The sequence below is a fragment of the Streptomyces sp. NPDC060184 genome, from assembly GCF_042728795.1.
Taxonomy (GTDB): Bacteria; Actinomycetota; Actinomycetes; order Streptomycetales; family Streptomycetaceae; genus Streptomyces.
Window position 1 is genome coordinate 14,775 of sequence record NZ_JBHWYX010000018.1, and the last position, 18,892, is coordinate 33,666.

Annotated in this window: 19 protein-coding genes; 10 read left to right on the forward strand and 9 right to left on the reverse strand. The window is 73.1% G+C overall.

What is annotated here, in order from left to right; genetic code table 11:
* Positions 1-111: 111 nt before the first annotated feature.
* Complete coding sequence (locus ACFWEE_RS14390) at positions 112-1,470, reverse strand: MDR family MFS transporter (protein ID WP_386889068.1); 1,359 nt, start codon at positions 1,468-1,470, stop codon at positions 112-114.
* 355 nt (positions 1,471-1,825) lie between these two features.
* Between ACFWEE_RS14390 and ACFWEE_RS14395 the strand changes: the two genes are divergently transcribed.
* From ACFWEE_RS14395 to ACFWEE_RS14420, 6 genes are all read left to right on the forward strand, one after another.
* The gene (locus tag ACFWEE_RS14395) at positions 1,826-2,587 is read left to right on the forward strand and encodes a phosphoglyceromutase (protein WP_386889069.1); all 762 of its coding nucleotides are present in this window, start codon (positions 1,826-1,828) and stop codon (positions 2,585-2,587) included.
* Between the two features lie 209 nt (positions 2,588-2,796).
* A complete protein-coding gene (locus ACFWEE_RS14400) occupies positions 2,797-3,345 on the forward strand; it encodes a YcxB family protein (RefSeq protein WP_386889071.1) in 549 nt (182 codons plus the stop codon).
* Positions 3,346-3,496: 151 nt separating this feature from the next.
* Positions 3,497-4,762 carry a glycosyltransferase family 4 protein gene (locus tag ACFWEE_RS14405; RefSeq protein WP_386889072.1) on the forward strand — a complete coding sequence of 422 codons (1,266 nt, stop codon included), beginning with the start codon at positions 3,497-3,499 and terminating at the stop codon, positions 4,760-4,762.
* Positions 4,759-5,727: a hypothetical protein gene (locus tag ACFWEE_RS14410; protein WP_386889074.1), complete on the forward strand. Its 969-nt coding sequence runs from the start codon at positions 4,759-4,761 to the stop codon at positions 5,725-5,727. The genes ACFWEE_RS14405 and ACFWEE_RS14410 overlap by 4 nt, the downstream gene beginning before the upstream one ends.
* Before the next feature lie 165 nt (positions 5,728-5,892).
* Positions 5,893-6,141 carry a hypothetical protein gene (locus tag ACFWEE_RS14415; RefSeq protein ID WP_327176538.1) on the forward strand — a complete coding sequence of 83 codons (249 nt, stop codon included), beginning with the start codon at positions 5,893-5,895 and terminating at the stop codon, positions 6,139-6,141.
* Entirely contained in the window at positions 6,138-6,380 is a 243-nt protein-coding gene (locus ACFWEE_RS14420; protein WP_386889075.1) for a hypothetical protein, read from the forward strand. The genes ACFWEE_RS14415 and ACFWEE_RS14420 overlap by 4 nt, the downstream gene beginning before the upstream one ends.
* Positions 6,381-6,490: 110 nt before the next feature.
* Here ACFWEE_RS14420 and ACFWEE_RS14425 read toward each other — a convergent pair whose 3' ends face one another.
* From ACFWEE_RS14425 to mshA, 4 genes are all read right to left on the reverse strand, one after another.
* Positions 6,491-7,288: a hypothetical protein gene (locus ACFWEE_RS14425; protein ID WP_386889230.1), complete on the reverse strand. Its 798-nt coding sequence runs from the start codon at positions 7,286-7,288 to the stop codon at positions 6,491-6,493.
* Positions 7,289-7,512: 224 nt separating this feature from the next.
* Complete coding sequence (locus ACFWEE_RS14430; protein WP_386889077.1) at positions 7,513-9,042, reverse strand: hypothetical protein; 1,530 nt, start codon at positions 9,040-9,042, stop codon at positions 7,513-7,515.
* Positions 9,043-9,152: 110 nt separating this feature from the next.
* Complete coding sequence (locus tag ACFWEE_RS14435) at positions 9,153-9,665, reverse strand: YbjN domain-containing protein (RefSeq protein ID WP_386889079.1); 513 nt, start codon at positions 9,663-9,665, stop codon at positions 9,153-9,155.
* Positions 9,666-9,733: 68 nt separating this feature from the next.
* Positions 9,734-11,110, reverse strand: a complete 1,377-nt coding sequence (gene mshA, locus ACFWEE_RS14440; protein WP_386889081.1) for a D-inositol-3-phosphate glycosyltransferase — start codon at positions 11,108-11,110, stop codon at positions 9,734-9,736.
* 442 nt (positions 11,111-11,552) lie between these two features.
* Between mshA and ACFWEE_RS14445 the strand changes: the two genes are divergently transcribed.
* From ACFWEE_RS14445 to ACFWEE_RS14455, 3 genes are all read left to right on the forward strand, one after another.
* On the forward strand, positions 11,553-12,350 hold the full coding sequence (locus tag ACFWEE_RS14445; RefSeq protein ID WP_386889082.1) for a class I SAM-dependent methyltransferase: 798 nt from the start codon (positions 11,553-11,555) through the stop codon (positions 12,348-12,350).
* Between the two features lie 270 nt (positions 12,351-12,620).
* Positions 12,621-13,679, forward strand: a complete 1,059-nt coding sequence (locus tag ACFWEE_RS14450) for an NlpC/P60 family protein (protein ID WP_386889083.1) — start codon at positions 12,621-12,623, stop codon at positions 13,677-13,679.
* 492 nt (positions 13,680-14,171) lie between these two features.
* The gene (locus tag ACFWEE_RS14455; RefSeq protein WP_386889084.1) at positions 14,172-15,566 is read left to right on the forward strand and encodes a PP2C family protein-serine/threonine phosphatase; all 1,395 of its coding nucleotides are present in this window, start codon (positions 14,172-14,174) and stop codon (positions 15,564-15,566) included.
* On the opposite strand, the gene ACFWEE_RS14460 is transcribed toward ACFWEE_RS14455, so the two are convergent.
* The 4 genes from ACFWEE_RS14460 to ACFWEE_RS14475 all read right to left on the reverse strand — a co-directional run bounded on the left by ACFWEE_RS14460 (position 15,548) and on the right by ACFWEE_RS14475 (position 18,207).
* The gene (locus ACFWEE_RS14460) at positions 15,548-15,883 is read right to left on the reverse strand and encodes a DUF2516 family protein (RefSeq protein ID WP_386889226.1); all 336 of its coding nucleotides are present in this window, start codon (positions 15,881-15,883) and stop codon (positions 15,548-15,550) included. The genes ACFWEE_RS14455 and ACFWEE_RS14460 overlap by 19 nt on opposite strands.
* A gap of 210 nt (positions 15,884-16,093) precedes the next feature.
* Positions 16,094-16,747 carry a hypothetical protein gene (locus ACFWEE_RS14465; protein WP_386889085.1) on the reverse strand — a complete coding sequence of 218 codons (654 nt, stop codon included), beginning with the start codon at positions 16,745-16,747 and terminating at the stop codon, positions 16,094-16,096.
* Positions 16,748-16,765: 18 nt separating this feature from the next.
* On the reverse strand, positions 16,766-17,293 hold the full coding sequence (locus ACFWEE_RS14470) for a helix-turn-helix domain-containing protein (protein WP_386889087.1): 528 nt from the start codon (positions 17,291-17,293) through the stop codon (positions 16,766-16,768).
* A gap of 95 nt (positions 17,294-17,388) precedes the next feature.
* Positions 17,389-18,207, reverse strand: coding sequence for a phosphotransferase (locus ACFWEE_RS14475; RefSeq protein ID WP_386889088.1), 819 nt, complete (start codon positions 18,205-18,207; stop codon positions 17,389-17,391).
* Positions 18,208-18,281: 74 nt separating this feature from the next.
* Between ACFWEE_RS14475 and ACFWEE_RS14480 the strand changes: the two genes are divergently transcribed.
* On the forward strand, positions 18,282-18,860 hold the full coding sequence (locus tag ACFWEE_RS14480; RefSeq protein ID WP_386889090.1) for an O-methyltransferase: 579 nt from the start codon (positions 18,282-18,284) through the stop codon (positions 18,858-18,860).
* Positions 18,861-18,892 lie beyond the last annotated feature (32 nt).

An 18,892-nucleotide genomic window follows, 5' to 3' on the forward strand; every position in this document is an offset into this window, starting at 1 on the left:
GCGCCGCTCAGGCGGTGTCCGGCCGTACGGCTGCCGGGAGCACGTACCGGTCCAGCGAACGGCAGGAGTGGTCGGCCACGACCCGGAGGAGCCGGGTCGGCCGGGTGCCCGTCATGCCTGCGGCTGGGGCTGGGGCTGGATCTGGGGCTGAGGCTGCTCGTCCCCGGCGTCGGAGCGCGCGGACGGCTCGGCGGCGGTGGCCCGCACGGCCGCGTCGCCGGTCTCCACGACCCGGTCCCCCTGCTCGGCGACCGCCGACAGGTCCCGCATCAGCAGCCAGTAGCCGAGGGTGGTCGCCGTACCGAGCAGGGCGCAGGCCATCCAGAGCCAGGACGCGCCCCAGTTGTCGATCACCACTCCGGACATCAGCGGGGCGACCAGCCCCGCCACCGACCAGGACATCGTGTACACGCCCTGGTAGCGGCCCCGGCCCTGGGCGGGCGACAGCTTCACCACCAGACCGGACTGGGTCGGGGCGTTGACGATCTCGCCCAGGGTCCAGACGCAGACGGTCAGCGCGTAGGCGGCGACCGAGCCGGCGAAGGCCGTGAGGCCGAATCCGTACCCCAGGAAGAGCGTGGAGACGATGAGGAGCTGACGCGGGTCGCGGCTCTCGATGAACCGGGAGAGGGGGATCTGGAGGACGACGATCAGCAGGCCGTTGACGGCGATCGCGGTACCGAAGTCGGAGCTGGTGAGCCCGTCCGCCCCCATGGCCACCGGCAGGCCCACGTACCCCTGCTGGGTGATCAGCGCGACCAGGAACGACAGCCCGACCACCCCCATGAACCGCCCGTCCCGCAGCACGTCCGTGAGCCGGATCCCGGCGGGCCCGGCGGCCCGCCCGCCGGACGCGGACGCCACCGGGGCACGGTCCGGCCGGGACTCGGGCACCTTCAGGAAGACGACGGCGGCGCAGCACAGGGTCAGCAGCGCCTCGACGAGGAAGCCGATCCGGTAGCTGTACTCGGCGATGAACCCGGCGCCGGTGGAGGAGACGGCGAAACCGAGGTTGATGGCCCAGTAGTTCAGGGAGAAGGCCCGTACCCGGTCCTTCGCCGGCACGATGTCCGCCATCATCGCCTGGACGGCGGGACGCGAGGCGTTGCTCGCCATGCCGACGACGAACGCGACGCCCGCGATGGCGACGGGGTTCTCCATGAACCCCAGCACCGCCACCGAGAGGGCCGTCGAGACCTGTGCGATCAGCATGGTCGGCCGCCGTCCGAGCCGGTCGGCCATCACCCCCGCGCCGAGCGAGGAGATGACCCCGCCGAGGCCGTGCAAGGAAGCCACCAGACCCGCGTACGAGGCCGAGTAGCCCCGGTCCAGCGTCAGGTAGAGCGCCATGAAGGTGGCGACGAACGCTCCGAGCCGGTTCACCAGCGTGCTGGTCCACAGCCACCAGAACTCCCGGGGCATCCCGGACACCGCGCCCCGCGCGGCTCTCCGTAGACCGTCGACAGACATGCGGGTACCCCCAGGTGACGCGAGCGAGAACAGATGCGGGACGAATGCCGCACGGACGCGCCCGGTAAGCGGTACGGCAGCTGAGCGAACATTACGAAGGACGGCTTCCCGACCGCCACTCGATTGACGGCAGCCGTCAATCGACGGCCCGTCGGGGTGCGGCTCTCCGCCCGGGTGGGATCCGGGTGGGACCCGAACGGGGTGCGGGTGAGGCGCGGAAGGTGCCCGGACAGGGCCTTCGGACCGCCCTCCCCGCACCCCTCATGTGCGCCCCCCGCCGCTCGCCTGTGTACCTGTTTGTCCGTCCAGTGGCCGGACGCGCGAAGGGGGTACGGGTTCGATTACGCTCGGGCTCATGGCCGACGCGACGTACAAGCTGATCCTCCTCCGCCACGGCGAGAGCGAGTGGAACGCGAAGAACCTGTTCACCGGTTGGGTGGACGTGAACCTCACCGAAAAGGGCGAGAAGGAAGCGGTGCGCGGCGGTGAGCTGCTGAAGGACGCCGGGCTGCTCCCGGACGTCCTGCACACCTCCCTCCAGAAGCGCGCCATCCGCACGGCGCAGCTCGCGCTGGAGGCCGCCGACCGCCACTGGATCCCCGTCCACCGCTCCTGGCGGCTGAACGAGCGCCACTACGGCGCGCTCCAGGGCAAGGACAAGGCGCAGACCCTCGCCGAGTTCGGCGAGGAGCAGTTCATGCTGTGGCGCCGCTCCTACGACACCCCGCCGCCGGTCCTCGAGGACGGCACGGAGTTCTCGCAGAGCGACGACCCGCGCTACGCGACGATCCCCACCGAGCTGCGCCCGCGCACCGAGTGCCTCAAGGACGTCGTCGTCCGCATGCTGCCGTACTGGTACGACGGCATCGTCCCGGACCTGCTCGACGGCAAGACCGTCCTCGTCGCCGCCCACGGCAACAGCCTCCGCGGCCTGGTCAAGCACCTGGACGGCATCTCCGACGACGAGATCTCGGGCCTCAACATCCCGACCGGCATCCCGCTCGTCTACGAGCTCGACGCCGACTTCAAGCCGGTCAAGCCGGGCGGCACGTACCTCGACCCGGACGCGGCCAAGGCCGCCATCGAGGCCGTGAAGAACCAGGGCAAGAAGAAGTAAATTCTGCGCTCACGCCCCGGCCCGCGCGTACGGCGCGGGCCGGGGCGTTTTCGTGGCCGGAACCTGCCCCGCCGCAGGCCAGAACACCTGTCCGGGGCCCCGGGAGGCCGCGACCGCCCCGCCGGGTTCCACCGCCCTCGCAGTGGGGCCGGTCCGGCGCCTCACGAGTGGCTGTGCCGTACACGCGAACTGCCTTACCCTCAGCCGTCATGAAGATGGATCAAGCCGGGCAGGCCGAATCCGAGTCATCGGACACCGCCCTGTTCGACTACCTCCCGGCAGCCGCGGACTACGACCAGGCCCGGAAGAGGTTCTCCGTCAGGACCCGGCAGGGTCTCACCGGTGGTCTGCTGCTTCCCGCCCTGTTCGGGGCCGCGGTGATCGCCACGCGGACACTGGCCTGGCACTTCGGCGCCGCCCGGACGATCGGCGTCGGCGTGATCGGTGTCAGCGCCCTCTTCTACGCACGGCAGCGGGTCCGCAGGTCCCGGACACGGACCCAGTACCAGGAGCACGCGGCTCTCGGGAACTGCCGCACCACGCTCACCGCCGACGGGCTGACCACCACCGGCTCGTCCGGGGAGAGCGGCACCACCACCAGCTGGAACATCTACCCGTGGTGGTTCGAGACGCCCGACCTGTTCGTCCTCACGGGCAGCGCGGAGTACTTCTTCGTCGTACCCAAGCGCGGCGCGCATTCCCCCGAGGACCTGGTCCGGGCCCGCGCGCTCTTCGCGCGGCACCTTCGGCGGATCTGAGCACCGGCCGACGCGCGCCTGCCGGGCAGGACCCGGCAGGGGCGGCCGATGCCCGGGGCACGCCCCGCACGAAGGGCCACTCGGCGGCATTCGCCCCTCACGAAGGAGTAACGGCCGCAACTACCGGCCTCCCGCCGCTGTCTTGCCGTTCATGAAGATTTCCTTCCTCATCCACAACGCGTACGGGATCGGGGGGACGATCTCCACCACGTTCAACCTGGCCCACGCACTGGCCGAGCGGCACGAGGTGGAGATCGTCTCGGTCAACCGGCACCGGGAGGTGCCCGCGTTCACGCTCGATCCGCGCGTCCGGCTGCGTCCGCTGATCGACCTGCGGCGGGAGAAGGGGCACCCCCTGTTCGGGCAGCCGTCGAAGGTGTTCCCGCGCGCGGAGAACCGGTACGGGCAGTACAGCGCACTGACGGACCGTCGGATCGCCGGGTTCCTGACGGACCTGGACGCCGACGTCGCCATCGGTACGCGCGCCGGGCTCAACGTGCACCTCGCGCTCCAGGCCCCCGACCGCACCGTGCGGGTCGGGCAGGAGCACCTCACGGTGGAGAGCCACCCGCCCGCGCTGCGCCGCGTGCTGCGCCGGGCGTACCGGCGGCTGGACGCGCTGACCACCGTCACGGACGCGGACGCGGACGCCTACCGGCGGACGATGCGGCTGCCGGGCGTACGCGTCGAGGCGCTGCCCAACAGCGTGCCGGACCCGGCGCTCCCGCCCGCCGACGGGACCGGGCGGATCGTGGTCGCGGCCGGGCGGCTGGTGCGGGTGAAGCGGTACGACCTGCTCATCGAGGCGTTCGCGCAGGTGGCCGCCGAGCGTCCCGACTGGCAGCTGCGGATCTACGGCCGGGGCGAGGAGCACGACCGGTTGCGGCGTCTGGTGGACGAACTCGCCCTGCACAACAACGTGTTCCTGATGGGCGCCGCCGCTCCCATGGAGGCCGAATGGGTCAAGGGGTCGATCGCGGCGGCGACGTCGAGCTTCGAGCCGTTCGGCATGACGATCGTGGAGGCGATGCGCTGCGGGCTCCCCGTGGTGAGTACCGACTGCCCGCACGGGCCCGCCGAGATCATCCGGCCCGGCGAGGACGGCCGGCTGGTCCCGGTCGGGGACCGGGACGCGCTGGCCGCGGCCCTGCTCGGCCTCGTCCGCGACGACGAGCTGCGCCGCAGGATGGGCCGCGCCGCGCTCTCCAACTCCCGCCGGTACGCCCCCGGTCCGGTCGTCGCACGGGCGGAGGCCCTGTTCGAGGGGCTGACCGCCGCACGGGCCGCCGGGCGCCCCGCCGCACCGGCCACCGGCACGGCTCTCGCACTCGGCCCGCGCGCGCACGCGGCCCGGGACACCCTGGAGGCGGGGGCGCGCACCCTGCTGAAAACCGTACGGAAGGCGAAGCGACGATGACGGAGGCGAAGGCGACGGACAAGGCTGCGGAGAAGGCGGCGGAGAAGGCGGCGGAGAAGGCGAACAGCGCACCGGTGCGGGACGGCGGCACGGACCCGGAACCGGGCCAACTCCCGCGTGCCTCCTGCTCGGTGGACCGGGACGGCCGGATGGTGGTGCGGTTCGGGTTCGAGCCCCGTACGGCCGGACGTCCCCGCCTGCTGCTGCGGTTGCGCCCGCCGAAGGGGAAGCCGGAGTCGATCACCCGGCTGGTCGACCTGGAGCCGGACGAGCCGGATGAGCCGGACGAGCCGGACGGACGGCCGGGCGTCCGCGCGGGTGAGCCGGAGCACCGCTGGCGGGCCGTGCTCGAACCGGACCCGGCGCTGGCGGAGGGGCGGTGGGACCTCTTCGTCCTGCCCACGCCGGACGCGGAGCGTACGCCGCTGATCGCGGGGATCCGCGATCTGCGGAAGCTGGTGGCCGGACGCGAGCCGGGGCGGACGACGTTGCCGCTCGCGCTGCGGGTGCCGTTCGCCACGCCGGACGGGACCCTCGCCGTGCGGACCTGGCTGCGACCGGCCCATGTCGAGGTGGACCGCGTCGAGGTCGGCGCCGAGTCGACGACCGTACGCGCGCGTCTCTTCGGGCCCCGGCCGGGCGCCGGTGCGCAGGCCCTGCTGCGGCTGCGGGGAGCGGCCGGGGAGGTGCACGGGACCGAGCTCCGCACGGACGGCGACGACCACGTGTGGTTCACCTTCACCCAGCGGGAGTTGGCGGACGTCCCCGGCGGCGGAACGGGCGTGTGGGACGTCCTCGTACGGACGGAGGAGGGCGCGCGGCCGATCCGGGCGGGGCGGCTGCTGGACGACGTCGCGGACCGCAAGAAGGTCTGGGTGTATCCGGCGGTCGGCCTCGACGGCCGTACGGCCCGCACCTACTACACGCTGGACAACGAGCTGTCGGTGGAGGTCACGAAGGACTGACGCGCCGTCGGGGGCGGCCGAAGGAGCGGATGCACCCGTGTACTTGGGGTCGCCACCCACTACCGTGGGGGGCGCCTTTCCGGAGCCCGGCGCGGACGCGTACCCGGGCCCCGGCGACGGGGCACACCTTGCCGGCCGAGGCACAAGGAGATCGGGGAGAACACCGTGGGCGAGTCCCTGAAGACGTTCGTCGGTGGTACCGAGGTGGAGGTGCCCAACAGCATCCCGGCCATCCGCGCCGCACTCCCCGACGGGAGACGCGACGAGTTCGACCGCGCCGTCAACGAGGCGGGGGTGCACCAGATCCACGCCGTGATGCGGCACTGGATGCTGGAGGCAGTCCCCGATCCCGAGGCCGAACGCATCCTGGACCGGCTGGCGCGGGACGAGGCCGAGAGGCGGAGCGTGGCTTGAGTTTCCGTATCTCCTACGCCCCGCCGGCCGACGACACCCTGGCCAAGATGCGGGACGTCGAACCGTTCCGCGACGAGATGGCCCGCACCGTGGGCCGGGCGCCGTACGGGCACGGCTCCACAGCCGTGAAGGGCGAACGCGACCGGCGCGAGGCGACGGTGGCGGGCGCGATCGTCCTGTACTACGTCTCGGGTTCGGTGCTCACCGTCACCGTCGTCCGGCTCGTGCCGCTGCCCTGAACCCGGTCGGGGTCGGAGCAGCGGCACGGCGCGAGGACAACAGCCGGGCGGCCCGGCCGCGACGCCTGCGCGCGCCACGGCCGGGCCGCCCGACTTCGCCCGACGCCACGTCAGCCGAGCTTCTTCACCTGCGCGTCGATGACCGGCTGCGGCTGGGTCAGCTTGACTTCCTTGCCCATGAACGCGGCCACGTTGAGGGTGCTGAAGGTGCTCACCGTGCTGCCCTGGCGGACCACCGCGAGGTCGAACGGGACCTTCGTCCCTTCCTGCTCCACCGTCAGGGTCCAGGCGGCCCGCTCCTCGCCGCCGGTCACCTTCTCCTCGGTGATCCCGGAGATCTTCTGGGCTTCGCCGCTCGTGGTGACGGTGAAGCCCGAGGCGCACGCGGTGGCAGCGGTACGGACGGCGGCGAACACGTCGGCGGCGCCGGTGCCCTCGTACGAGGAGAGGGTGAGCTCCGTGTGGTCCCCGCCCGCGATCGAGGCCGTCGCGTCGTCCGCCGTGGCGTCGGCGCCGGTGGCCCCCGCCTCCGACTCGACACTGCGCGAGGCCGAGGCGACCGGCTCGCCCTGGGCCGCCGCGAACAGCGCCTGGGCGAACGGCAGGCACGCGGCCTTGTCGACGGTGACGTCCCCGGGCTCGACGATGTCGTCGCCTGCGGCCTTCTCGATCTTGAGGCCCGCGATGTCGCCCTGGGCCAGCGTGGCCTTCTCCAGCTCGGCCGCGGTCAGCGCCTTGACCGGGGCCTGCTCCGCCTCGGCGGAGGCGGACGCGGAGGACTTCGAGGAGCCGGCGGCCTTGTCGGCGCTGTCCGAACCGTCCGAGGAACCTCCGCAAGCGGTGGCAAGAAGGACCAGGGAGGCCACGGAAGCGGCGAGGGCGGATCGGCGGACGGTGGTAGCGCGCATGGTTCATTTCTCCTATTTCGGGAGCAACAACCCTTGCTCGACTGCCCGTTCACGCGGTCACACGGCAGGATCGTCGCACTGCGCGTCACTCTATGACCGAAAATTTGCCAGAAGATGGTTTCGCTTCGGCTCCTGGTGCGATTGTGATTCCTCTGTGATCACCCTGTGAATCCACCGACCGTTTCGAGAGCATTCATGCCTCACGACCGCCTGGACCAGCAGGTTTATCCGTCGTCCTCGTCGCGGGGCGCGACGTTGAGGAAGGGTTCGAACCAGGCGGACGGCCGGAGATCGCCCATGCCCAGCCGCTGGTTGACCTCGTCCTCCGGGTCCTCAACGCCGTCCAGACCGGCGTCGTAGAGCATCAGCACGTCGGTGTCCTGGAAGAACATCTCGGCGCACGCGTCGAAGTCGTAGTCGTCCCGGTGGGACGGGAGGTCTCCGCCGACGACGGTCCTGGCGGAGGTCCCGATCCCGACGACGGCCCCGGTCCCGGCGGAGGTCCCGGCCTCGACGGCGGCTCGCGCGTCCTCGATGGCGAGGTGCAGGGCCACCTCCTCGGCCGTACAGGTGGGCTCCGGCCACCAGCCGTCGCGCAGGTCGTCCCCGATGTTCTCGACCGCCCGCGCGAAGCGCAGCCGCCAGGCCGCGCCGACGCCGAACGTCACCCTGGGGAGCCGGGTGAAGACCCCGGCCTTCTCGCCGAGCCCGCCCGGCGCCAAGGGCCGGTCGCCGAGCGCTACGGCGTCCTCGCGGGCGCGGCGGGCCAGCAGCCTCAGCGCCTCGTGGAGGGTTGCGGCGGTACGGGGCGTGAGGTGCCACCGACACCGCTCCTCCCCGCAATCCGGGTCCGCGCAGTGCGGGGCGCCCACCTCGAACAGGGTCGCGAAGTCCGGCCGTTCGGGTTCCCCGAGCCCTCGGGCCGACCCCGCGGGCCCTCCGGACTCCACGGCCCTTCCGGACTTCACGTCCCCTCCGGACTCCACGTCCCCTCCGGACTCCGCCATCCGGTAGGCCTTCTCGCCACGGAGCCAGCCCGCCCCGAAGTCCGCCACCACCGCCTCACGGCTCCAGCCCGCGAGCTCGTCGTCCTCGTCGGCGGTGAGCCGGTAGACCTGGCTGCGGTCGGCGAGGGTGTCCGCTCCCGCGATGTCTCCCCCGCACTCGGCGAGCCACTGGGTGGCGCCGATGAGGTCCTGCCGGTCGTGGGCGCCCAGTTGGTCGGCCGGCAGCGGTTCCCAGCCCTCGTCGGCGGCGGCCTTGAGCAGCGCCCGCCGGTCGTGGACGTGGAACTCCCGCAGCAGCGCGATCCGGAAGACCGGGCCGGGGAGCTCGGCGAGCCGGGCGTCCGGGGTGGCGGCCCGCCCGTACCCGTCCTCCCCGTCGCCGCGCCCGTGCTCTCCGTGCCCGCGTTCCCCGTCGCCGCGCTGCCCGTCTCCCGGCGCGCCGTCCAGCGGCCAGGCGCCCGCGAGGGCGTGGCCCACAGCGGTGCGCAGGGACTCGGCCGCACGGTCCGGCAGCCTGGCGCACAGCTCCTCAGGCGAGCCCGGGTCCCAGGTGTCGTCGGGGACGCGCAGGGCCCGCCGGAGTATGCGGGCCGCCTCCTCGGCGAGTTCGGGGGTGCCGCAGGTCAGGACGGCGCGCAGGGTGGCGGGATGGGGGCCGTGGTCCACCAGCGCGAGGACCCGGCTCTCGCCGGGGGTGTGCTCGCAGTGGAAGCCGCGCGGCACGGCAGAACGTGGCTGACTGGGCACGCGGTGACTCCGGGCAGGTGGGGGCGGACGCACGGACGTCTGCCCCGTCGGGGGGAGATGACACACCGTCCGGACGGCGGAGAGCCTGCGGCGGGCCAGCCCTGGGGCGGTCAGCCCGCGTCCGGGCGCCGGGTCAGGTGAGCGAACGCGTCGAGGTTCCGGGTGGACTCGCCCCGCGAGACCCGCCAGGCGTACTCCTTGCGGATGGCGCTCGCGAAGCCCAGCTCCAGCAGGGTGTTGAACGCGCCGTCGGCCGCCTCCAGCACCGTGCCGAGCAGCCGGTCCAGTTCGTCCGGGGTGACCACGCTCAGCGGCAGCTTGCCGGCCAGGTAGATGTCGCCGAGCCGGTCCACCGCGTAGCTCACGCCGAAGAGACGGAGGTTGCGCTCCAGCAGCCAGCGGTGGACCGCCGCGTCGTTCTCGTCCGGGTGCCGGATGACGAAGGCGTTGAGGGAGAGGGAGTGCTTGCCGACGAGGAGCGAGCAGGTGGTGGAGAGCTTGCGGGTGCCGGGCAGCTTGACGACGTAGTTGCCGGGCTCCGGGCTTTCCCATTCCAGACCGGCGTCGTCGAGGGTCGCCTCGATGATCCGCGCCACTGCCGCTTCGTCCACTGCCTCAGCCATGGTGCGAGCGTACGACAGCGCGCACCCGCGTCACCGGACGGCCGGTGCGTACGGACCGGCCTGCGGAATCAGCCCTGGCGGGAGCGGACCAGGCGGCGGTGGTCCTGCATCGCGCCGGTGTAGACCTCGGCGGTCGCGGCGGCGGCGGTGCCCCAGCCGAACGACTGCGCGTGCTCGGCGGCGGCGGCGCCCATCCGGTCGACGAGCTCCGGCGCGCGGACGAACCGTTCGAGCGCCAGCGCGTACGACTCGGGGTCGTGCCCCGGGATCAGGAAGCCGCTGACGCCGTCCCGTACCGCGACCGGCAGTCCGCCCACGGCCGACGCGACGACCGGCGTGCCGACCGCCTGGGCCTCTATCGCGACCAGCCCGAAGGACTCGCTGTACGACGGCATGACCAGGACGGACGCGGCGCGGAACCAGTCGGCGAGCTGGTCCTGCCCGACCGGCGGCTGGAACCGTACGACGTCGGCGACACCGAGCCGGGCCGCCAGCTTGTGGAGGACCTCCGGCTTCGCGAGGCCCGTACCGCTGGGGCCGCCCACCACCGGGACGACGATCCGCGACCGGAGCGACGGATCGCGCTCCAGGAGCACCGCGACGGCGCGCAGCAGCACGTCCGGCGCCTTCAGGGGCTGGATGCGCCCCGCGAAGAGCGGGACCAGCGCGTCCTGCGGCAGGCCGAGCCGGGCGCGCGCGGCGGCCCGCCCGTCGCCGGGGCAGAAGCGTTCCAGGTTCACGCCGGGGTGGACGACGGCGACGGAGGCCGGGTCGGCGTCGTAGAAGCGGACGAGTTCGTCGGCCTCCTCCGCCGTGTTGGCGATGAGCCGGTCCGCCGCGTCGACGATCTGGGTCTCCCCGATGACCCGGGCGGCCGGTTCGGGGGTGTCCCCCTCCGCGAGCGCGGCGTTCTTGACCTTCGCCATCGTGTGCATGGCGTGGACCAGCGGGACGCCCCACCGCTGCGCGGCCAGCCAGCCGACCTGGCCGGAGAGCCAGTAGTGGGAGTGCACGAGGTCGTAGTAGCCGGGACGGTGACCGGCCCACGCCTGCATCACACCGTGGGTGAAGGCGCAGAGCTGGGCGGGCAGGTCCTCCTTGCGGAGCCCTTCGTACGGTCCCGCGTCGACGTGCCGGACCAGCACCCCGGGCGCCATCTCGACCACCGGGGGGAGGGAGCCGGTGGTGGCCCGGGTGAAGATCTCCACCTCGATGTTGATCTCGGCGAGGCGCTTGGCCAGCTCCACGATGTAGACGTTCATGCCGCCGGCGTCGCCCGTGCCGGGCTGGTGGAGCGGCGAGGTGTGCACGGAGAGCATCGCGATCCTGCGCGGTCTGCGGTGCCCGCCGGTGAACCCGGCCGTCAGACCGCCGCCACGCCCACCGGGGAACCGACGGCGCGGCGCCACGCGGCTGCCGCCGAATCGGGAGACGTCACGACTCACGTCGTCCGGACCTCCTCGCTCAGGGCATGCCATGGAGGGGACGGAAGTCCCCGCGTGGGCTGAACAGCGAAACGTGCCCGATTCATTTCCACCTTTGCCAAATCATTGCCATGCCGTGTCAACCATCGTCGTTCTCCGTCCGTTCGCTGTCGCTCTTCCCTCTCGTGCGGGACGCCCTCCACCCCGTCCACGGGGTGCGGACCGGCGCGCGCGGGCGTGCGGACCTCCTCTGCCGCATACCCGCGATCGCGCGCGGGCGCGCACGTTCCGCACGCACGCCCGCGCGCTCGTCGGCACTCCTCGTATACGAGTGCCCTCTCGTGGACGTACGAGCGCCCCTCGGGCGTCGTCGAGGACCCGGCGTTCGCCCGGAGGCCGGCGGACGGCACCCCGACGGCACACCGAGGACCCGCCCGGCGCCCCGCCGCGTACGCTCGACCGCATGCACCAGCGCCCCATCGGCACCGTGACCCGCGGGACCACCAACCCGAACCGGCTCCGCCGCATGGACCGCTGGATCGCCGCCACCCACGGCGCGGCGCTGCGGCGCGCGGACGCCCCCGTCGCGGTGGACCTCGGCTACGGGGCGGCCCCCTGGACCGCCGTCGAGCTCCTGGCCCGGCTGCGCACCGCCGCCCCGGGCACCCGCGTGGTCGGCGTCGAGATCGACCCGGAGCGGGTCGCGGCGGCCCAGCCGTACGCCCGCGAGGGGCTCACCTTCCGGCACGGCGGCTTCGAGGTGCCGCTGGCCGAGCCGCCCGCCCTGATCAGGGCGGCGAACGTGCTGCGCCAGTACGACGAGGACCAGGTCGCCGCCGTCTGGGAACGGCTGTGCGCGCGGCTCGCCCCGGACGGACTGCTGGTGGAGGGCACCTGCGACGAGATCGGGCGGCGGCACGTGTGGGTGGCGCTGGGGCCCGAGGGGCCGCGCACGGTGACGTTCGCCGCGCGGCTCGGCTCGCTGGACCGCCCCTCCGACCTCGCCGAACGCCTCCCCAAGGCGCTGATCCACCGGAACGTGCCCGGCGAGCCGGTGCACGCCTTCCTCCGCGATTTCGACCGGGCCTGGGCGACCGCGGCCCCGTACGCCTCCCTCGGCGCACGCCAGCGCTGGATCGCCGCCGCGCGCTCGCTCGCGGCCGACTGGCCGCTGAGCGACGACGCGCGCCGCTGGCGCCAGGGCGAACTCACGGTGGCCTGGGAGGCCCTGCGCCCGGGCGGCGGCGCCGCCCGCGGCTGAGAACGGCGGGCGCGCACCGACCGGCGTGTCCTCCGGCGCGCTCCGGAGATGTGCGCCCGGCGTACGGAAGGGGACGCGCTCGGGACCGAGGGGGAAAGCGCGCGGAAAGGCCCGCCGTGTCGCGTCCGTGTGACGCGTCCTTCGCCCGGTCCCCCTGTTGCTTTTCGGGACGGCATGGCACGATCGCGACGTTGTCGAAAAGTTACTGACAGTAAGTCACATGAGCGCTATCGGGCCTTTGCGCCAAGGTGCCGGAGGGGGAGTCCGTCCGTGAGGCGACGTCACTGTGCCGCAGCCGCCATCACCGTGGTCTGCGCACTCGCCGTGCTGTCCGCACCGGTCCAGGCCTGGGCCGCGCCCGAGCCGCCCCCGTCGTTCCAGCAGGCCCCCGCCACGAAGTCGCTCGCCGAGGTGCGCGAGGAGATCGACCGGCTCTACGAGAAGGCCGGGGCCGCGACCGACGCGTACAACCTGGCCGAGGAGCAGGTGGAGAAGCAGACCGCCGAGCTGGGCGAACTCGGCCGCACCATCGACGAGGGCCGCTCGAAGATCGCCCGGCTGAAGGACCAGATCGGCTCCCAGGCCCGGGAGCAGTACCGCAACGCCGGTCTGCCGCCGGGCGCGCAGCTCGCCCTCAGCAGCGACCCCCGGCTCTTCCTGTACGGCCTCAACCAGATCCACCGGAGCCAGCAGGCCTCCACCTCCGCACTGGCCGAACTGACGCGGGCCCAGGCGGACCTGGAGCTGTACACCGAGGACGCCAAGGACAACTGGGACAGGCTGGAGGCCGGCCGCATCGAGCAGGCCCGGGCGAAGAAGGAGATCAACGCCCGGATCGACGAGGCGAAGAAGCTCGAAGCGCGGCTGGAGGAGAAGGAGCGCGCCCGCCTCCTCGAACTGGAGAAGCAGGCGCAGGACGCCGCCCAGGCCTCCTGGCTCGGCTCCGGCGCGCTGAAGGACATCAACCGCGAGGCGAGCCCGAGCGGCAAGGCCGCCGTGAAGTTCGCCCTCGCCCAGATCGGCAAGCCGTACGTCTGGGGGGCCGAGGGCCCCGGCTCGTACGACTGCTCCGGCCTGACCTCGCAGGCGTGGGCGGCGGCGAAGCGGCCGATACCCCGCACCTCGCAGGAGCAGTGGGCGCGGCTCCAGCACATCGCGATCGGGGACATGCGTCCGGGCGACCTGATCATCTACCACAGCGACGCCACCCACGTCGGGATGTACGTCGGCGACGGCATGGTGGTCCACGCCCCGCGCCCCGGGCGAAACGTCACTCTGACCGGGGCGGGCTCGATGGAGATCCTCGGCGTGGTACGCCCGGACGCGTAGGCCCGCCTCCGCACGGTGGCGTGTGGGGCCCGTCTCCCGTACCGGTGGCGTGGTTCGGTCCCGATGGCGTGGCGCGCACCGGTTCGGTACCGGTGGGCGCGTTCGGTACCGGTGGGCGCGTTCGGTACCGGTGGGCCCGCGCCGGGGTGTGCACGACCGCCGCACGCCGGAATACGTACGATCACCGCGCGCCGGGATATGTACGACTGCCGCGCGCCGGGCGTGCGATCCGGCCCGTGCGCGGGCGTGTGACCCACTTCCCACGCGCGTACGCGCCCGCGTGATGTTTGTCATGGCTCCCGTGCCCGCGACGGAGGGGTGCATCGCGCCGGATCCGTGCCAGGACGCGGCTTATGACTGCGCATATGACTCCGGCGCGTCCCCCGGCGCCATTCCGCTCCCGGCCCGCCGAACGCTATGGTCCCGATCTGGCAGGTCGTCGATCGTCGTCCCGCCCGCGCCCTCGGGGGGAGGGAAGGAACCCGGAAACCGATGCCCGCACCCGTACCTCAGCAGCGAGCCGTACCCGCTGCGGAGACCACCACTGGAGCCGACCTCACCCTGTTGGTGATCCAGGACGACCCCACGGGCACCTTCTCCCTCCCGGATCTTCCCGCGGCGGCGGGCACCCGGGTCCGGGTCCGTACCGCCCGCAACCTCACCGAGGCGGGCCGGCTCCTCACCGACGACGTCGACTGCATCCTGCTCGACCTCTCGCTGCCCGGCGGCTCCGGCGCACGCGTGACGGCGGACGACGGGGGCGGCTCCGGGCGCGCCGACGAGCTCGCCGCGCTCCTGCACGTCCTGCGGATCGCGCCCCAGCACGCGGTGCTCGCGCTCACCGCCGAGGACGACGCGGAGCTGGCGGCGGAGGCGGTACGCGTCGGCGCGCAGGACTACCTGTTCCGTGACGAGCTCGACGCCCGGCTGCTGAGCCGCGCCATCCGGTACGCCGTCCAGCGCAAGCGCGCCGACATCACCCAGCACCAGCTGACCGAGTCCCGGCTGCGCGCCCAGGAGAACGCCCGCCTGGAACGCGGCCTGCTGCCCACCCCGCTGCTGGACGGCTCCAACCTCGGCTTCGCCGCGCGCTACCGCCCCGGCCGCAGCCGGGCGCTCCTGGGCGGTGACTTCTACGACACCGTCCGTACGCCGGACGGCACCGTCCACGCGATGATCGGCGACGTCTGCGGCCACGGCCCGGACGAGGCGGCCCTCGGGGTGGAGCTGCGCATAGCGTGGCGGGCCCTCACGCTGGCGGGGCTCTGCGGGGACGAACTGCTCTCCACGCTCCAGCAGGTCCTGGAGCACGAGCGGCAGAGCGAGGAGATCTTCGCGACGCTCTGCACCGTCGACATCGCCCCGGACGGCCGTCGCGCCGGGCTCTGCCTCGCCGGGCACCCGGCGCCGCTGATCTCCCGGGCGGGCCGCACCGCGCGCCTGCTGCCCTTCGAGGACGGCGGACCGGCGCTCGGCCTGCTGCCGCGCGCCCGGTGGCCCCGGCGCCAGGTCGAGCTGGGCGGCGCCTGGCACCTGATGATGTACACGGACGGGCTCATCGAGGGCCGCGTCGGCGAGGGCAAGGAACGCCTCGGCCAGGACGGCATGGTCGCCATGGTCGACGAGCAGCTCGGCCGGGGCCTGCGCGGCGAGGAGCTGCTGGACGCCGCCGTCTCCCGGGTGCGGGAGCTGAACGGCGGCGAGCTCACCGACGACGTGGCCGTCCTGCTGCTCTCCCGCGACCGCGACAAGGACCGGGGCAGGGACCGCGACCGTGAGCGGGACCGGGCACGCAAACGGGGCAGGCTCGCCGTGCGAACCCACCCCGTGCCGTCGGCCGTCGCTGCCGCCGTACCGGTCGTACCGGCTCAGCGCCCGCCGTTGTAGGGGCCGTACGGGCCGTCGCTGCTGGACCCGCCGCGCCGGTTGCCGCCGCCGGTCACCGCCTTGAGCGCGGGCCGTACGTCCACCAGGAACACGATGGACGCGACCGTCCCGGCGAGGATCAGGAAGAGCATCGGCACGAAGAGGTTCACGGCCACCGCGACGGCGAGCAGGATCACCCAGAACTTCTTCGTCTTCTTGTCGGCCGCCCGGTAGGCGTCCTCGCGCGCGAGGGACGCGAAGACCAGGGCCACCACGGCCAGAGCGAGCATGAGCAGGTACAGCAGCTGGATGACTGTGCCGAATCCGCTGAGCAACATGATGTGCACCGCCTCGTCGTGGGTGAGCGCCGTACGGCCCCTGTGGCAACCGTACCGGGACAGCGGACGGGCCAGGGTCACGATGCCCGCTCCACGCCGGAACACGCCCGTCGCGACCCTGCGGTCCGCCGTACCGCCCTTGCTGTCCGGTCCCCTGACCGGCTCCGGGGCGGGCCGCGCCTTCGCGGCGGCCCGCCCCGGCCCGCTCCGCTACTTCGCGGGCGGGGTGGACTTCTTCGCCGCCGCCTTGCGCGGCGCGGGCGCCTGCTTCGCCGGGGCTGCCTTCGCCTCGGCGGGCTTGGCGGCGGGAGCGGGCTTGGCGGCCGTCGGGGCCGGCTTGGCCGCCGACGGCTTCGCGGCGGGCTTCGGCCCGCCGGCCCTGGGCGCGGCCTTGGGCTCGGCGGCCTTCGGGTCCGCCTCCACGACGGCGGCGATCTCGACGATCTCGTCGGCCGCCTCCCCGCGCCACGCCTTCACGCTCTGCTCGCCGCGCTCGGCGACCTTCTCGTACGCCTCCCGGGCCCGCACCGCGTACTCGGCGGCCACGCCCAGGCCGCGCAGCGCCAGGTCCTGCGCCGTCTCGCCGAGCTTGCGCAGGTCGGTGTCGAACGAGCCGATCACCTCGGTGACCTTCGCCTGGACACTGGCCTGGGCCTCGCGGGCCTGCGTGGAGACCTTCTCCTGCACGGCCTTCGGGTCGGTGCTGCGGACCGCCTCGAACCGCTCGGGCGCCTCGGCCCGCAGCTGCTCGATCAGTCCCGGCACCTTGCGCGCCTGCTCCACGGCGAGCTCGGCCGTACCGGCGGCGAAGTAGAGGGGGGTGGGGTCGGTGAGGGTCTTGCGCAGGTCATCGGTGATGGCCATGACTGTGGTCCTCCCGGATCAGAGTTCGTTGTGAGGGTCTGCGGAATCTGTGGAGTCCGCGGCATCGCCGCCGCCGGAGGTACGGGGTGCGCGGGCGCTCGTGGCGGATCCGTCGGTCGTACCCGCGCCGCCGGGTCCTTCGCCGTCTCCGACGACACCGTCGGCCGTATCGGTATCGGCGGAGACGCCCGGATCGGGGACGTAACCGTTCTCCCGGCGGAACGAGTCGTAGATCTGCAGCAGCACGTTCTTCTGCCGCTCGTTGATCGACGGGTCGGCCACGATGACCGCCCGCGTCTCCAGCTCGCCCCGCTCCCGCTCGTCCAGGATCCCGGCGCGTACGTACAGCGTCTCGGCCGAGATCCGCAGCGCCTTGGCGACCTGCTGGAGCACCTCCGCACTGGGCTTGCGCAGGCCGCGCTCGATCTGGCTGAGATACGGATTGGACACCCCGGCGGCATCCGCGAGCTGCCGCAGCGAGAGCTGCGCGCTGCGCCGCTGCTCGCGGAGGTACTCGCCCAGGTTGCCGACGTTGAGTGATGCCATGGTTCGATGATGCGACGACGCCGCTAACAATTGCAAGCGGTTGCTTGCAAAAGTGTGGCGCGTGTCGCACCCGCACCTGGGCCGGAACCCGCCGATCAGTCCAGCAGGGCGTCCGTGAACATCTCGCGACGCTCCGCCAGCCAGGTCCGCATGCGGTCCCAGCGTTCCCATCCGCCGCGTTCGGCCAGCGCCCGGAGGTAGAGCGGGTCACCGTCGGCCACGCGGCGGGCGACGAAGGACCGGCAGACCTCGGTGGCCTGCTCGACGACACCGGGCAGCTCGGCGCGGTCCTGGGGCGAGAGGCCGTAGCCGTCGGCGAGGATCCGCAGCCGCGCGGGCACCTCCAGCCCGGAGGGGTAGAGGGCTGCCGCGGAGGAGGGGTCGACGAGCGGCACCCAGTAGCGGGCGGCCATGGCGACGTCCCAGAGGGGACGGCCCGGGGCCGCCAGGTCGAAATCGATCAGAGCGGCGGCACGGCCGTCACGGAAGACGACGTTCTCCGGGCACACGTCGTTGTGGCACAGCGTCGTCCCTCCCTCCGGGTCGGCCAGGTCGCCCGGCCACTCGGCGCGGGTGTCGACCTCGACGCCCGCGCCGGCCTCGTGCAGGCGCCGCAGCAGACTTCCCACCGACGCCAGGGCGCCCCCCGTCATCGCCCACCGGGCGAACGGCGGCAGAGGCACGTCGCCGGGAACGAAGCTCAGCTGCTCGCGGCCGTCCCCGGTGAGGCCGACCGGGGCCGGCGCCCCGTCGAAGCCGTGCTCCCTGAGCGCGAGCAAGTAGGCGTGCAGGGCACGCGCGTTGCGCGGCGCTGGACGGTCCACCAGCGCGCCACGGCGAAAGACCGATCCCGCGTTCGCCATGCCACCGGCCAGCGCCTCGTCCCCGGCGGCGGTACCGCCCTCAGCCGTCATGACGACGACGCTACCGCCGCACGGCCCGCCAAAGAGCCTTGCCCGCCGGGCCCCGTCCCTCGCATCATCTCCGGATGGACGACGAACCGACCCAACTCCCGCCCGCACTCCCCGCCTTGCGAGCCAGGGCACGTGACGCGGGCTTCACCATGTCCAGCGAGGACCGCACCGGAAGCCTGCTGGCCGCCCTCGCCGCCGCACGTCCGGGCGGCAACATCCTCGAACTCGGCACCGGAATCGGCGAAGGCACCGCCTGGCTCCTCAGCGGCATGGACCGCAGCGCCGCCCTGACCACCGTCGAACTCGACCCCGCCGTGCAGGACGTCGGCCGCGAACTGCTGGGCGCCGACCCGCGGGTGACCTTCGTGACCGAGGACGGCGGCACCTGGCTGGACGCGTACGGGGGCGCACTCTTCGACCTCGTCTTCGCGGACACCTGGCCGGGCAAGTTCACCCACCTCGGACGGGCCCTGGACCTGGTGGCGCCCGGCGGGATCTACCTGATCGACGACCTTCTCCCCCTGCCCGACCGGCCCGCGGAACACACCGCCGCCGTCCGCCGCCTGCTGGCCGGGCTGGAGGAGCGCGAGGACTTCCGGTGCGTCCGCCTGGCGTGGGCGAGCGGGCTGCTGATGGCGGTACGCGGGAGCTGACGGACGCATACGCACGGGACGAGGGCGGTACG